Annotated in this window: 12 protein-coding genes; 7 read left to right on the top strand and 5 right to left on the bottom strand. The window is 53.1% G+C overall.

All coding sequences use genetic code 11. The features are described 5' to 3' along the window. The 3 genes from PSE_RS25825 to PSE_RS25835 form a co-directional block, all read right to left on the bottom strand. Nucleotides 1-1,125, bottom strand: a complete 1,125-nt coding sequence (locus tag PSE_RS25825; protein ID WP_008550797.1) for an ABC transporter permease — start codon at nt 1,123-1,125, stop codon at nt 1-3. Further along, on the bottom strand, nt 1,125-2,129 hold the full coding sequence (locus PSE_RS25830; RefSeq protein WP_041769226.1) for an ABC transporter permease: 1,005 nt from the start codon (nt 2,127-2,129) through the stop codon (nt 1,125-1,127). The genes PSE_RS25825 and PSE_RS25830 overlap by 1 nt, the downstream gene beginning before the upstream one ends. A 72-nt stretch (nt 2,130-2,201) precedes the next feature. Beyond that, nucleotides 2,202-4,157, bottom strand: a complete 1,956-nt coding sequence (locus PSE_RS25835) for an ABC transporter substrate-binding protein (RefSeq protein WP_014290349.1) — start codon at nt 4,155-4,157, stop codon at nt 2,202-2,204. Nucleotides 4,158-4,550: 393 nt separating this feature from the next. Between PSE_RS25835 and PSE_RS25840 the strand changes: the two genes are divergently transcribed. The 5 genes from PSE_RS25840 to PSE_RS25860 all read left to right on the top strand — a co-directional run bounded on the left by PSE_RS25840 (nt 4,551) and on the right by PSE_RS25860 (nt 12,399). Beyond that, entirely contained in the window at nt 4,551-5,579 is a 1,029-nt protein-coding gene (locus PSE_RS25840; RefSeq protein WP_083841649.1) for a LacI family DNA-binding transcriptional regulator, read from the top strand. 10 nt (nt 5,580-5,589) lie between these two features. Further along, nucleotides 5,590-8,097 carry a glycoside hydrolase N-terminal domain-containing protein gene (locus PSE_RS25845; protein WP_041769227.1) on the top strand — a complete coding sequence of 836 codons (2,508 nt, stop codon included), beginning with the start codon at nt 5,590-5,592 and terminating at the stop codon, nt 8,095-8,097. A gap of 327 nt (nt 8,098-8,424) precedes the next feature. Further along, complete coding sequence (locus PSE_RS25850) at nt 8,425-9,207, top strand: ThuA domain-containing protein (RefSeq protein ID WP_014290352.1); 783 nt, start codon at nt 8,425-8,427, stop codon at nt 9,205-9,207. Beyond that, nucleotides 9,207-10,277 (top strand): Gfo/Idh/MocA family protein, encoded by a 1,071-nt coding sequence (locus PSE_RS25855; protein ID WP_014290353.1) that lies wholly within the window; start codon nt 9,207-9,209, stop codon nt 10,275-10,277. The genes PSE_RS25850 and PSE_RS25855 overlap by 1 nt, the downstream gene beginning before the upstream one ends. Nucleotides 10,278-10,710: 433 nt before the next feature. Further along, nucleotides 10,711-12,399 carry a bifunctional diguanylate cyclase/phosphodiesterase gene (locus tag PSE_RS25860; protein WP_014290354.1) on the top strand — a complete coding sequence of 563 codons (1,689 nt, stop codon included), beginning with the start codon at nt 10,711-10,713 and terminating at the stop codon, nt 12,397-12,399. Here the strand turns inward: PSE_RS25860 and PSE_RS25865 are convergent. Together PSE_RS25865 and PSE_RS25870 are read right to left on the bottom strand one after the other, a co-directional pair. After that, nucleotides 12,396-13,130 carry an MBL fold metallo-hydrolase gene (locus tag PSE_RS25865; protein ID WP_014290355.1) on the bottom strand — a complete coding sequence of 245 codons (735 nt, stop codon included), beginning with the start codon at nt 13,128-13,130 and terminating at the stop codon, nt 12,396-12,398. The genes PSE_RS25860 and PSE_RS25865 overlap by 4 nt on opposite strands. An 83-nt stretch (nt 13,131-13,213) precedes the next feature. Beyond that, the gene (locus PSE_RS25870) at nt 13,214-14,104 is read right to left on the bottom strand and encodes a DMT family transporter (protein ID WP_014290356.1); all 891 of its coding nucleotides are present in this window, start codon (nt 14,102-14,104) and stop codon (nt 13,214-13,216) included. A gap of 416 nt (nt 14,105-14,520) precedes the next feature. Between PSE_RS25870 and PSE_RS25875 the strand changes: the two genes are divergently transcribed. After that, nucleotides 14,521-14,871 carry a helix-turn-helix transcriptional regulator gene (locus tag PSE_RS25875; RefSeq protein ID WP_014290357.1) on the top strand — a complete coding sequence of 117 codons (351 nt, stop codon included), beginning with the start codon at nt 14,521-14,523 and terminating at the stop codon, nt 14,869-14,871. Then, a complete protein-coding gene (locus PSE_RS25880; RefSeq protein WP_244421399.1) occupies nt 14,855-15,316 on the top strand; it encodes an SRPBCC domain-containing protein in 462 nt (153 codons plus the stop codon). Before PSE_RS25875 ends, PSE_RS25880 begins: the two co-directional genes overlap by 17 nt. Nucleotides 15,317-15,533: the final 217 nt, after the last annotated feature.

A 15,533-nucleotide genomic window follows, 5' to 3' on the forward strand; every position in this document is an offset into this window, starting at 1 on the left:
TCACTTGGAATAAGGGTCGGCAGCATCACGCAAGCCGTCACCGAAAAAGTTGAGTGCAAGCACAGCGATCACGACCATCACACCCGGCCAGAACAGCCACGGAGCGTTGGCGATGGAGCGGATGTTCTGTGCTTCCTGAAGCAGAACACCCCAGCTGACCACGGGCTGGCGCAGGCCGATGCCAAGGAAAGACAGAGAGGTTTCAGCCACGATCATGCCCGGAATGGCGAGCGTCACTACTGCAATGATATGACTGATGAAACTCGGCACCATATGGCGTACCAGAACGCGCGGCACCGAACATCCGTCCAACCTTGCAGCTTTTACGAAGTCCTCCGATTTGAGGGAAATAAATTTGCCGCGCACCACACGGGCCAGCCCCGTCCAGCCGATGATCGACAGGATAACCGTGATCAGCAGATAGGTTTGCAGAGGCGGCGTATCTGGTGGAATAGCAGCGGCCAGACCAATCCAGAGCGGGATACTTGGCAGGGATTGCAGGAACTCGACAACACGCTGCGTAACCGTATCCACCCAGCCGCCGAAGTAGCCCGAAAGCCCGCCAATCAGCACGCCAAGCACAAGGCTCAGCGCCACGCCAACAAGGCCAATGGTCATGGACACGCGAGTCCCATGGATCGTGCGGCTCAGTACATCGCGGCCAAGACGGTCTGCCCCCAACAGGAACATGCGGTCACGCTTCTTGACTGGCGCAAACAGGCGGCGTTCTGCGGGAATAAAGCCGAACAGCTTGTAGGGTTTGCCTTTGACGAAGAAGCCTAGCTTCACAACTCGGCGCGGATCTTCCACAAAGGTGCGGCGCCCGGAATTATAGTCGATCTTGGAGCGATACCCCAGCACATGAGGCTGGAACACAGTGCCTTCTTTTGTCTCCAGAAACCAGTTGATGCTCTGCGGCGGCGCATACGTGTTGCGCACGCTAAAGTCATTGGGGTCATGGGGCGCAAGAAATTCTACAAAAGCGGCGATCAGATAGATCAGCAGTGTGATGATGCCACCCAACATGCCCAGCTTGTGTTTGCGGAAACGGCGCCACATCAGGCGCCACTGGCCTTCATAAGCTCTTGAGTTTGCCGGAACTCCGGCCACGTCTACAGCGCTCATCACAGCCCCCCGTTGTTGAACTGGCGGCGGATACGTGGATCAAGCCAGGCAAGTAGAATGTCAGAGAACAACGTTCCAAGAACTGTAAGGAAGCTCAGGAACATGATGAGAGCAGCTGCCAGATACATATCTTCCTGGCGCAGCGCATCAAACAACAGCGGGCCGGTGGTTTGCAGGCCCAACACGATGGAAACAATGGTGGAGCCAGACACGATCTGTACAAACAACTCGTTGAGGCTGGAAACAAATGGGTTCAGCGCATGGCGAACCGGGTACTTGGCCAGCACCCAGTGCTCCGGCATGCCTTTTGCGCGGGCCGTCACAACATAAGGACGGTGCAGCTCATCGAGCAGGTTGGCGCGGATTGTGCGGATCACGCTGGCTGTACCAGCGGTGCCTAGCACAATCATCGGGATCCAGATATGACTCATCAGGTCGCCGATACGGGCGAACGACCACGACGCGTTGACATACTCAGGTGAGAACAAGCCCCCCACGCTCTGCCCGAAATAGCGGAACGAAACATACATCAGCACGAGCGCCAGCAGGAAGTTGGGCACTGCGAGGCCAATGAAGCCAAGGAAAGTGGCGATGTAATCGCCGAAGGAATATTTGCGAACGGCAGAGAAAATGCCAACTGGAATAGCAACGGTCCAGATGAAAACCATAGAGCAGATGGAGAGCAAGGTGGTCATGCCCAACCGATCCCAGATCAGCTCTTCCACGGGCAGCTCATAGCTGAAGGAGCGCCCTAAATCTCCATGAACAACCATATTCCAGACCCAGTCAAAGTACTGAGCCATAACGGATTTATCCAAACCGTATATCTTCCGCAAACCGTCGGCTTCAGCAGCGGTGATGTAGTCACCATCCATTGATGCTTCCAAAACCAGTCGGTCGATATAGTCTCCGGGTGGCAGCGTGATCACCAAAAACGCGACGAGTGAAATCGCGAGCAAGGTTGGGATCATCAGCAGGACCCGTTTGACAACAAACATTCCCATTTAAAGCAGATATCCTAGTTGCAAGGCTCTGCCCCTCCCCACAGGAAGGGGCAGATTGGTTCAGGCGATCGATTACTTCTTGGAAGGATCGATGTAGAAGCTGGAGAAGTTCACCGGAGCAGGCCCCGGATACAGCCAGCCTTCCAACAGTGTGTCCGGCACGTTGCGCAGCTTGTTGCTGATGGAGCGGAACCCGCCGCCCGGCAACGCAATGCCCATGGACAGGAAGTTATCTGCAGAAAGCTGCATGAACTCTTCCATCAGCTCAGTCTGCTCAGCACCCACCTTGGTTGGCACCAGATCAGCGATCTCGTACATGCGCTTCACAGCTGCTGGTGGCTCAGTTGGAACAACGCCTTCGCGGATGGTCTTGTTCGGATCTTTCTTCAGATCGTACCACGCATCCCAGCCTTCCCAGTTGCCGTGCTCTTTGAAGTTGGTCAGGCGCTCAAGGTTCACCAGTGGGAACTGGCCGCAGCCATTTTCACCCACCCAGATGGTGATCTCTTTATCCTGACGCTGCAGGGTCGCCATGTGGATTTCATCACTGGCCACGCTCACCACCACATCAAGACCCAGCTCCTGCCAGTCTTTTGCGATGATCTGCATCATATCCACCCAGTCCGGACGGAAGCCTTCGTTGACGTGCACGATGAACTTGAACGGCTTGCCGTCAGGGCCAACGCGTTTGCCATCCGGTCCCATAGGCAGGATCTTGTCCAGATGCTCAGCGGCAAGGTCAGGATCAAACACGGTGTACTGACGGGCCAGCTGATCGTTGTAGTAAGGAGATTCAGGACGTGGGCTGACCTGATATGGCTCTCCCTGCCCCAGATACACGGCATCAATGATCAGATCACGGTCCATCCCCAACGACAGACCAATGCGGAAGTCCTTGCTCTGGAACACCTGCGCCTTGACCGGATCAGGGTGGTTCATGGCGAACATGAACTGCGCGTTGTTGTAGTTACAGCTGTTTGCTGTCACCAGACGGTAGTTGCCGCGCTCTTTGTTGTCGAAGAACACCGCACGGTTTGGAGGCGTGGAGATGTTACGCGGAGAAATGTCGATCTCACCCTGAACAGTCTTCAGCAGCGCTACTTCCGGATCCTTCGCCAGCACCCAGGTGCGTTTGTCGATGTATGGCAGCTGGTTACAGGAGCTGTCGACCTTCCAGTAGTATGGGTTGCGCTCAAAGGTGAAACGCTCTTTACCCAGAACCGCTTCGGTCGGACGCCATGCAAGCATGGTTGGGCGGTTCGGATCATTGTGCTCAGCATTTTTGCCGTAGGTTCCAATGCGGCCCAGCCACCATTTACCGAAGTCAGCCTCACCCGCATCTGACATCATCTTGGCAACGCCATCCGGGTTCAGCTCTTTCATAAAGTCTTTGACGTAGTGCTCAGCAAACTGAACCACGCGCTGGCCGTATGGAGACGCCATATCCAGCAGGAACACACCGTTTGGCTGACTCCAGGAGAAGCGCACTGTTGTGTCGTTCAGTGCTTCAACCTTCGCTTCTTCACCATTAACGATGAACATCTTGCGAGGCCCTTTGGGGTTGATCTCGCGGTTGGTTTCAATGTGATCCCACCAGAACTGGATGTCCTTGGCTGTGAACGGCTTCCCGTCGGACCACTTCAACCCTTCACGCAGTTTGAATGTGTATGTGGTCGCGTCCGCTGAGATATCCCAAGTCTCAGCAATATTAGGCAGAACCTCAGAGCCATCCGGGCTCCAGCGTACTAGCGGGTCATATCCATAACGACGATAATCACCAATACGCGAACCTGCATAAACGTCGGTCATCTCACCGCCGTAAGTACCGATGCCCTCAATCCCTTCAACAACGAGTGGATTAACCGGCAGACGATCCGCGACAGCTGGCAGACCGGACATCTGATCCAGAAGCGGTGCCTGATTATATGCTGAACATTGATTGGCAGAAGCTGCAGCTGTGGCTGCCACAAGGGCCAGCGCGCTTACTGCTCCGGCGAAAACCACCTGCCGACTACGTTTCAAACTCATTGCAAAATTCCTCCGCAAGCTTTGTGTAAAGACTACCAGCAATTGGAATCGCTGTAATCCTTTTCACTTTTTTGCTTCTACACATGACACTCATATGACGAATCGGCGTCATATATTGAAGCTTGCCAGCAGGTCTCCTCCCATACCGACGTCCTTAGGTGAGCTATATAATTCGCAGAATTGCAACAGTTGTGAGTTTCAATTTCACTTGTTACGCCCCGAAAATTAGTATAAACCCATAAATAGCAGCCGTGAAATATCAAAGTGTAACGTTTACATGTTTTTGATCGTATTTTTACATGACTGTTTTATGAAACTCTGATTCATCGAGACCCGCTCCCACACTTCTATGAGTGTTGCATAATAATATATTTTCGCGAGGACTTTTTTGGCATGACCGATATTCGTCGTGTAGCAGAGGTAGCAGGTGTATCCACGGCTACCGTGTCGCGGGTCATCAACAACACTGGCCCTGTGAACGCCAAAACTCGTGAAAAAGTGCAGCAAGCAATTATTGAGCTGGATTATCGCCCAAACAAACTGGCGAGCAGCCTGCGGCAGAAAGAAACCCGCATCGTCGGCATTCTTCAGACCGATCACAGCACGCATTTCAGTTCCATCTTCGCCGACGCGGCCGAAGACACGCTCTTCAATCATGGCTTCACCACGATCATGAGCAACACCTACGGCGAGCGGACGATGGAAGAAGAGCAGATCGAGTTTCTGCTCGATATGCGCGTCGGCGGTATTCTTCTGCGTCCATTCAAAGATACCTCGCACATCCCGTCCCTCATCCAACGTCTGGAAAAGGCAAATGTGGCGTGTGTGTTGGTGGAAAGCTATCCGGTTGATCCGCTACAGTTTCATGCCAACCTCAACAATGTGCAGGGTGGGCACATCGCCATTCAGCATCTTCTGGAACTGGGCCACCGTTCCATTGGCATGCTGCTGCCGTTTGAACCGTGGCACACGGAAGGCCCGCATGATCTGCGCCTGGCAGCCGTGCAGCGCGCAATTGCTCAGTTTCCAGAGCCTGTCGAGCTGCACATCAAGCGGCACAACGCAAAGGATCAGGTCGCCTTTGGCTTTGAAGCAACGCGGTCTTTGCTGGAGGCCTCTCCTGAAATCACTGCGATCTTTGGAACCACAGACCTGCTGGCCGCAGGCGCGCTCCACGCTGCTCAGGAGATGACCCTTTCAGTCCCGACCGATCTTTCAATCATCGGATATGACGACAGCTATGTCGCCTCTTCCATGCACCCTCGCCTGACCACTGTTTCCCAACCCATCACCGCTCTCGGAGAAGCCACCGGAAAACTTCTGCTTTCCATCATAGAAGACCCGGCAATCCCGCCCCGCTCCGTTTCCATTTCCAACATTTTGAAGGTTCGGGACAGCACCGGACCTGCCCGAACTTCTTAGGATAGTCATCGTGATTACAGATTTCTTCCCAAACGCCGATCCGGCACATACGCTCTGGTACGACACCCCCGCAGCTCATTGGAATGAAGCCTTACCTCTTGGAAACGGTCGCTTGGGGGCTATGGTCTACGGCAATCCGCTGAGTGCACGCATTCACCTTAATGAAGACACGCTCTATTCAGGTGAACCGACCCGCATCTATCCGGTGCCCGAAATCGCACATCAGATTGATCACGTGGAAGCTCTGCTAAGAGACGGCAAGCTGTTCGAAGCTCAGGAATTTGTGCGCAAAAACTGGACAGGGCGGCAGGGGCAGGCGTATCAGCCGGTTGGCAATCTGTTCATCACCATGGCCGATGACAGTCCCGTTTCGAACTACCGCCGGGCACTGGACATCCGTCACTCCCTGCATCATGAGAGCTACGAGCAAAACCGCACGACGTTCGAGCGCACCAGTTTTGCGAGCTTCCCGGACAACGTCATTGTTGTGCGCCTGACAGCAGATAAGCCCGGCACCCTCTCCTTCAGCCTGCGCTACGACAGCCCACACCCGACCTGCCGCACCACGCACGAAGCGGAGAATACACGCCTGCACCTTCGTGGACAGGCACCAGCCTTCACCAGCAGCCGTGTGATTGAGCGCATCGAGCATGATCAGGAGCAGAGCCGGAACCCAGAAATCTTTGGCGCAGATGGCAAACTCCGCCCCTTCGCTGAAAACGAGCAGGATGGACATCGCGGCGGTATCGTCTACAGCGAGGATGGTTTAGGCGAAGGCACTTACTTTGAAGCAGGCCTTTCTGTTGAACTGGAAGGCGGACGCATTCGCCCGGAACGAGGTGAGCTGCATATTGAAGGCGCGACAGCTGTTACCCTTCGTATCGCAATAGCGACCAGCTTCAACGGGCCGGACAAGAGCCCAAGCCGGGAAGGAAAAGATCCGGCTCCAATCGTGAAGAGTGCATTGGATACAGCGGGTTCTGTTTCCTATGAGGATACTCTGCAAAAGCACAGTGACGACGTGTTGAGACTGTTTGATCGCGTCTCGCTCAAACTGGGCAATAACGCCATCCCTGATCTGCCAACCAGTACGCGGCTGGAGCAGTTTCAGGAAAAAGGTGATCCTGCCCTCGCTGCGTTGCAGTTTCAATATGGTCGCTATCTTCTGATTGCCTCATCACGTGGAGGTAGCCAGCCGCCTAACTTGCAGGGCATCTGGAGCAATTTGCGCCGCCCGCAGTGGTCCTCCAACTACACCATGAACATCAATCTGGAGATGAACTACTGGCCTGCGGAGATCACGGGTCTTTCAGACCTGCATGAGCCGCTTTTCATGCTGATCGAAGAACTGGCAGTATCCGGCGCTCGAACAGCCAAGAAGATGTTCAACGCGCCCGGCTGGTGCGCCTTCCACAACACGACCATCTGGCGCGATAGCGTCCCCTCTCCATGTGATCCTGCCTCTGCGTTCTGGCCAATGGCGGCAGGATGGCTGCTCTCTCATATGTGGGAACACTTCCTTTATACAGGCGACAAGGAGTTCCTGAAGAACCGCGCGTATCCGCTGATGAAGTCTGCCGCTGAATTTTATGAATGGTGGCTTTGTGAGAACAAGGATGGCTATCTGGTGCCAAAAGTCAGCACCAGCCCGGAGAACCGATATCTGGATGAAGACGGCCATGTCATCACCGTCGATCAAGGCAGCACCATGGACTGCGCGATCATCCGTGAGACCTTCACCAACACAGCAGCCGCCGCGAAACTGCTGGGACTAGATGCTGAACTGGCAAATACGCTGGAAGCGAAGGCTGCACGGTTACTGCCTTATCAGATTGGCGCGCAAGGCCAAGTGCAGGAATGGTCTCAGGATTTCAAGGAGTTCATGCCGACTCACCGCCACCTCTCCCATCTTTACGGCCTGTTCCCGTGCGATCAGATCGGCAAAGACACGCCTGATCTGCTGAAGGCGTCCGTTCGGTCTCTGGAGATCCGCGGTGATCTGGCGACAGGTTGGAGTATGGGCTGGAAGATCTGCCTTTGGGCACGTGTGGGCGACGGCGATCATGCCTATAAGATCATCCATAACATGTTCAATCGGGTAGAGAATGAAGCGCCAAAGAGTGAAGAGGGTGGCCTCTATGGCAACCTCATGATCGCACACCCTCCGTTCCAGATTGATGGCAACTTTGGCTACACACGCGGTGTTGCCGAAATGCTGATGAACACCACCCATAACGGCATCGAACTTCTACCTGCTTTGCCAAGCGCTTGGCCTGAGGGTGAAGTCCGGGGTCTGCGGGCGAGAGGTGGGTTTGAAGTTGACCTGAACTGGCAGCGCGGCAAACCAACTCAGGCCAAGATTATCAGCCATCATGGCGGCGAACTAAAGGTGCTTTGCAAACTGCCGTTTGCTGGGTCCAGCTTCGACGCAACCCTGCAACTTTATGTGGCAACGCAAAATACTGTCGCGGGGGAAACGTTGACGCTTACCTTTGATGAAGCTTTGGTGAACTCCTAGTCCGTAAAACCTTCTAGAAAATGAGGTGACTAGCTATGGAATCCCCGTAAAAACTTGAGGTTACTTAGAGGGGTTCCATAGTGCGCAGTAAATCGGTTGCACTGCAACAAATGTTTCGGTGAATTTCTTGATATTTCATTGGCATTTCATACCAAGGTTGAAGCAGAGTTGAAGTCAACCGCGTTCTGCGGTCCCAAGACGCGATAGCATCGCACCTACACAAATGAACAATTCCGCAGTCTTTCTCGCAATGAGGAAGGCCCTTTTCCATATGGCCGTTTTGTCTGGTCCTCAGGCAAGACACTCCACATTTATCGGAATACGCCAATGATTAAGACCATTGTCTGGGGCGAAAACGTCCACGAGCAAGAGAACAAAATTGTTGCAGACATCTATCCAGATGGCATGCACAATCACATCGCTGCTGCTTTGAACAATGATCCAGAAATTTCTGCCACAACCGCCGTTCTTCAGGACCCGGAACACGGCCTTACCGAAGAGCGCCTTGCAGACACAGACGTTTTGATCTGGTGGGGCCATGCGGCACACGGCGACGTGTCTGATGAGATTGTTGAGCGTGTGTGCGAGCGCGTCTGGTCCGGCATGGGCATGATCTTCCTGCACTCCGCGCACTTTGCAAAACCATTCAAACGCCTGATGGGCGCACCTTGTAACCTGACATGGCGTGAAGCTGGCGAGCGTGAGCGTCTTTGGGTGACATCCCGCAACCACCCGATCACTGCGGGCATTCCGGACAGCTTCGAGCTGGAAAACGAAGAAATGTACGGCGAGCCATTTGGAGTGCCGGAGCCGCTGGAAACTGTCTTCATCAGCTGGTTCCAGGGCGGCGAAGTGTTCCGTTCCGGTCTGACCTACAAGCGCGGTGCAGGTAACATCTTCTACTTCCGCCCAGGGCATGAAACCTATCCAACCTATCACAATGAAACCGTTCAGCGCGTTATCGCCAATGGCGTGAAGTGGGCCTACAACCCGCAGCCACGCGTGGCAGATCCGAATGCAGCGCCAAACGTTCCGGTCGATCAGGCTCCTGAGAAGATCGAGGAACGTGGCCCACGTCTGCACAAAGCTGGCGAGGAAGGCTACCGGTAATGCGTCTGGTCATTGTAGGAACTGGCGGCATGGCAAACAGCCATGCCAAGAAGTTCGGCGAAATTGAAGGTGTAGACATCGTCGGCGGTGTAGACCGCAACGAAGAGCGCCTGACTGCGTTTTGCGATGAACATAACATCGAGAAGCGCTTCACCTCCCTGGAAGATGCTCTTGCATGGGGTGAGTTTGATGCCGTGGCAAACGTGACACCGGATGCCGTGCACCACCCAACCACCATGCCGCTTCTGGCCGCTGGCAAGCACGTCTTCTGCGAAAAGCCGCTGGCAAGCAACTTCGCTGATGCGAATGAGATGGCAACTGCAGCAGATCAGGCTGGTTTGATCAACATGGTCAACCTGTCCTACCGCGATGTATCTGCGCTTCAGAAAGCCCATGAGCTGATTGCTGCTGGCGAGATTGGTGAAATCCGTCACTTCGAGGCTTCTTACCTGCAAAGCTGGCTGACCCAGCCTGCGTGGGGCCATTGGGACAAAGAAGAAAAGTGGCTGTGGCGCTTGTCTGAATCCCACGGTTCACTTGGGGTTCTGGGTGATGTGGGCATTCACATCCTCGACTTTGCGGGCTTTGCCATCGGCGCGCCGTACCAGTCTGTCTCCTGTCACTTGAAAACCTTCGACAAAGCACCGGGCAATCAGATTGGTGAGTACAAGCTGGACGCCAATGACAGCTTCACCATGATGGCTGAAACGGCATCAGGTGCTGTTGGCGTCGTTCACGCCAGCCGCTTTGCCTCTGGCCACATGAACGATCTGCATCTTCAGATTCACGGCACAAAGGGCGGTATCAAAGTCACCAACACGGGTGATTTGGGTGAACTGTTTGTTTGTTCTGGCCCTAATCTGGAAAAGGCAGAGTGGGAGCAGGTTGAACTGAGCCCGACGCCAAACAACTACCGCAAGTTTGCAGAAGCGGTGAAATCCGGCGTCAACGGACACCCGACATTCCGCCATGCAGCGAATCTTCAGCAGGTGCTGGACCTTGCTGTTGAGAGCAGCAAGGCTGGTGGACGCAAGGATATACCGTTATCCACGCAACTGCAGGATGCATAAGAAACCAAGGGGGAGCCTCGGCTCCCCTTTTTTATATGCAACCTACTCTTGTATTGTCCGGACAATTCATGGACAAAAAACAGAATTTACCCTCTATTTATAAATGTAATGGTCAATATTCTTTTCCAGCTGGTCAAATAAAGCCCGTTCTTATGTTGAACCCTTGTTCTATTTTCTAAGAAACGACCGCCTACACTTAATCACCAACCCGACCAGACCATTTAGTACTAATATTTCAAAATTATCTAAAATATAGTCACATAATAATACTTGAATATACTATGATGTTTAGACTTCATTATTCCTAAATGAAATATTAAAGACAATTAAAACTAAATCTTTCCCTTAATTATCTGCGATGAACCATTGCGCTTATCTTTCAGTTTAATTATTCAGTGCATGCAATTTAGTTTAAAGTCTTGCCGAGGATATTGTGCTCGTACCTCCTGAGCTTCTGTCAGTTGCAGTAGAACAGTGTGCTGAAACCATCATGGTTGCAGATCATGAAGGTACAATTGTCTATGTAAACTCTCAGTTTGAGAAGACCACAGGGTACTCCGCAGACTACGCCGTTGGCCGCAATCTGGATTTTCTCCGCTCCGGCAAAACCCCTCCTGAAACCTTCGAAGATCTCTGGTCCACTTTGGGCAAAGGAGAACCATGGGAAGGCGAGTTCATCAACCGCCGGCAGGATGGAACAGAGTACGTTGAGCACTCCAAAATCTCCCCGATTGAATGGGAAGGTGGCAGCGCCAACAAAAACTACTATCTGGCCATCAAAAAAGACATCACCGAGAAGAAGCAGAGCGAAGTCGAGCTCTCCAAACTTGCCTACACAGATGCGCTGACTGGGTTGCCGAACCGCGCGCACTTTCTGCAAGAGCTGGATAAGGCCGTTGACGATACCAAACGCGACGAGAGCCAATGCGCTGTCATCTATATGGATCTGGACCGCTTCAAGGAAATCAACGACACCCTGGGCCATGATGCCGGTGATGAGTTTCTGGTTGAAGCCGCCAAGCGCTTTGAAGGTGTTCTGAACGAGAACGGCCTGCTCTCCCGCCTGGGCGGCGACGAGTTTGTCATTCTGCTTCGCGAGACGTCCAACGCAGAAGCGGAGATGACCGTTCATCGGCTGCAGACAGCGATGGTAGCCCCGATTGATCTTGGCGAGCAATCACCGATCCTTTCCGCCAGCATTGGCGTGGCCGTAAGCCAGTTGGCCAGCGCATCCAGCAGCACCATGCTGAAGCAGGCTGATATCGCCATGTACCATTCCAAGTACAACAATCTCGGCTTCAGCTTCTACACCTGCCAGATGGAAGAAGCCGTTGTTCGTAAGGTACTGATTTCAGAAAAGCTCACAACGGCAATCCACGAAGGCAATCTGCGACTGAACTATCAGCCAATTGTTGAGCTGAAGAACGACAAGCTTTCTGGTGTGGAAGCTTTGATGCGTTGGGAAGACCCGGACCTTGGTCCGATCTCACCATCTGAGTTCATTCCGATCGCTGAGTGTCAGAACATGATCGACGATATCTCTGACTGGCTCTTCCGCGAAACCGCCTGTCAGTATCGCAAATGGATTTCAGAAGGCTTTGAGTTCACCGGACGTATTGCCATCAATATCTCTGAGCGTGAACTGGCAAAGCCAAACCGTGTGACAGAGATTCTCGCGCTTCTGGAAAGTTTGGGCGTTCCACCGGAAACCTATGAAATCGAGCTGAGCGAGTCTGCTTTCGTCAACGATACCGGCCATACGCAGGAAAATCTGGATGCTTTGGCCAACGCAGGCATGATCATCGCCATTGATGACTTTGGCACCGGCCATTCTGCCCTCTGGCAGCTGCGCACGCAGAAGCTGGACAAGCTCAAGATCGATCACAGCTTCGTTCAGCGCATGGAATCCGATCAGGCCACCCGTGATATCGTTGAGGCGATCACGGCGATGGCGAGCCTGCTGGACCTGAAAGTTATTGCAGAAGGTGTCGAGAACCTGACGCAGGTCGACATTTTAAGAGACATCAAATGCTGCTATGCGCAGGGCTATCACTTCGCCAAGCCGCTCACAGCAGATATCTTCGCATCTGATTGGCTGGAGAAAGCTCAGGCGGTCGCCTAAGCCTTCACTCCGGTGAGTTCGAACTCCCGACCGTCTTCTCCCAACGAAAACTCAGGATACTCTTTGATCGCAGCAGCAACTGCTGGTCTGGAAGCGTCATCAATGTGATAGAGCACCCAGCGGCTTCCCGCTTTGCGCTGCAAGCCTTTTACATCTGCCCATGATCCATGCCCATTGGCAGCAGTCATGTACTCGCATTCAATAAAGGCCAGATCCGCCTGCGCCGCCAATTCTTCACCTTTTGGAGAGAGCAGGCCATCCCCTGAGTAGAACAGTACCTCACCGTCGCTCTTCAGCTGCAGACTGCGGTTGGGTACTGAGTGATTGCTTGGCGTCGTTTCTGCGCGCCATGGGCCAACTTCAGTCAGCTCCTCTGAATCTTTCCAATGAAGCTCAAAGCCTAGATCTTTTTCCGGCCAATAAGCAAACTCCATCAAACGATAAAGCGCCTGATGCTGGGACGCCTGACGATAGATGGTCAGCGGTTTGGATCGCTTGAAGGACTTCATGTAGTTCAACAGCGTTGTCAGACCAAGGCAATGGTCCGGATGACAATGTGAGATGTAAATGCAGCTGATATCATCAGCCGTCATCCCATAGGCAAACAGAGCCTGAGGCACGGTTGGGCCGCAATCGATAAGCAGTTTGAAATCACTCTCTGAAATCAGCAGAGATGAATTCGTTTTTTGCGCATCATACGCGTCGCCACAGCCCAGCATTTTTACATGCATAATGTTCCCCCTCACAGTGATCCCCCAGTTTTAGAGCAGAGAGATTTAACAAGCAAAACATTATGTAGTTGTAAGCGCATAATCTATGCGGCTGTTCCCAATACTTTTTCCCGATGCCACATGTAGATGGCCGACCCAAAAATGATGGCCGCACCAGCCAGCGTCAGAGTATCCGGGAACTCGCCGAAGAACATAAGGCCAATCAACATAGCCCAGATGAGGCTGCTGTAGCTGAACGGCGCAATGGTGGACGCTTCCCCAAACGAGAAGGCCTTCACAATGGCATAGTGGCCCAGACCAGACACGGCGCCAATCAAAGCCAGCAGTGCCCAGCCTTCCATGTCCGGTGCTTGCCAGAAGTACGGCGTGAATAGCGTGGTGACCACCGCTCCCAGCAGCGCAGTATGGAACAGCACGGTTGATGGTGTATCAAATTTGCTCGCATATCGCGCCACGATGTGTCCGGCGGAGTAAACAACAATGGTCGCCACTGCGATCAGCGCACCCAGATCAAGCACATCAGCCCCCGGCTTCACAATCAAAAGCGCGCCAACAAACGCAACCAGAATGGATGTCCAGCGGCGAAGGCCAACCTTTTCACCCAGAACCGGCACTGACATAGCCGTCACCATCATGGGAGAAAGCAATGCGATCGCGTGCAGCGTTGCAACCGGGATCAACTGGGCTGCGGCAACAGACCCGATAGTCATCACCAAAACAAGAACCGCGCGCAGATAAACAACCGAACCATTGTTTGGCACCATCATGGTCTTAACCCGCGGCGCCATAAAGATCAGCATGAACAGCAGATGGAAGAACATCCGCCCCCAAACCACTTGCAGAACCGGATAGGACAGAGACAGATACTTGCCCACACTGTCGACAATGACGAACATAAACATGGCTGCCACCATCCAGAGGATGCCATACTTAACGTTGCCCTGAGCCGGGGCATGGGAAACCATCTCACTCATAACAAGCCTGCAATGTCCGGGTTCATGCCGTTCGTCTCGCGGGATTGAAATCCGCGAGTGGCACACCGTTCGGTTTTGAGGAAAGGCACCGAAGCTTGTATTTCAGCACCAAAGATTACTTGCCACCTAACTCAGTTTTTTACGTTTTTCTATTCGTTTCTATGGCGTGAGGTAGAATTAATTTTCGTCTTTGGCATCTCAATCATTTTCGCATGATTTGTTGCTGTTTATTGCCAAGATGCCGCGCAGATATATTTGAAAATTACTCAGCCTGTGAGCAACTTTTTCCTCCGGTGACGCGACAGGACCATGCATTCCATAAGGGAAGGACAAGCCAACTTGAGATGAGTCTGCAGGACTGCTTGACCGGTTGTGATTCTTCATTTAACTTTTTTATTAATTAATGAGATGGTGAAATGAATACACAAACCAACTTGCCGGAAGTTTTTGGAGCCTTAGCAGACCCGACACGGTTTGCCATCGTTGAGCGACTTTTGAAGGAAGGTGACTTGCCCGTCGGGCAACTCGCCGAGCCATTTAAAATGTCAGCTCCTGCCATCTCCCGGCATATCAAACTGCTTGAAAACGCTGGCCTCATCGAACGACGCATTGAAAAGCAATGGAGGGTTTGTGCATTGAAGAAAGACCGATTTGCAGACCTGCATCAATGGATCGAGCGCTACCGCACTTTCTGGAACACCAGTTTTGACCGGCTGGAAGCACTGCTCGACAAACAGCAAGGGGAAGATGATGACAGCAGCCGATAGCATGACACAGGAAGAAACCACTCTGCGGATCACCCGCGACTTCAAAGCCTCACCTGAAAAGGTCTATGATGCCTGGACCAATCCTGAAATGCTCGTTCAGTGGTGGGGACCAGAAGGCATGACCACCCCAGACTGTGAAATGGATGTGCGCGCAGGCGGCCATTGGAAAACTACGATGACCTCAACCAAAGAAGGCGGCGCTTACACTGTCTCCGGCATCTACAAAGTTCTGGAACGCCCAAACCGCCTCTGTTTCTCGTGGGGCTGGATCAATGATGGTGTTCGTGGTCATGAAACCGACGTAGACCTCACCTTTGAAGCCATCGAGGGTGGAACGCGCATGACCATGGTCCAGAAAGTCTTCGCCGATCCAGAGCAGACCAAAAACCACGATCAAGGCTGGAGCAGCAGTTTCAACGACCTGCAACGCTTCGTGGAAGCCTAAACTCCATCCCCCGGCCGCTCCCAGCCTTCAAACTTGCTTTGCAGGCTGGGCTCCTCTCCCTAAAAACTGCTCACCAGCCAGTTCAACAGCGCTGGCATCAACTGATGATCAAACTCATCTGGCCCTTCCAGAACTCCGAAGACATGGTCCGTTTCGAGCACAGTCAAATGCAGTAAAGCGCTTTACAGCTTATGGGCTTGGGGATTCAAGCGTTCTT

It is taken from the genome of Pseudovibrio sp. FO-BEG1 (assembly GCF_000236645.1).
In the GTDB taxonomy this organism is placed as follows: domain Bacteria; phylum Pseudomonadota; class Alphaproteobacteria; order Rhizobiales; family Stappiaceae; genus Pseudovibrio.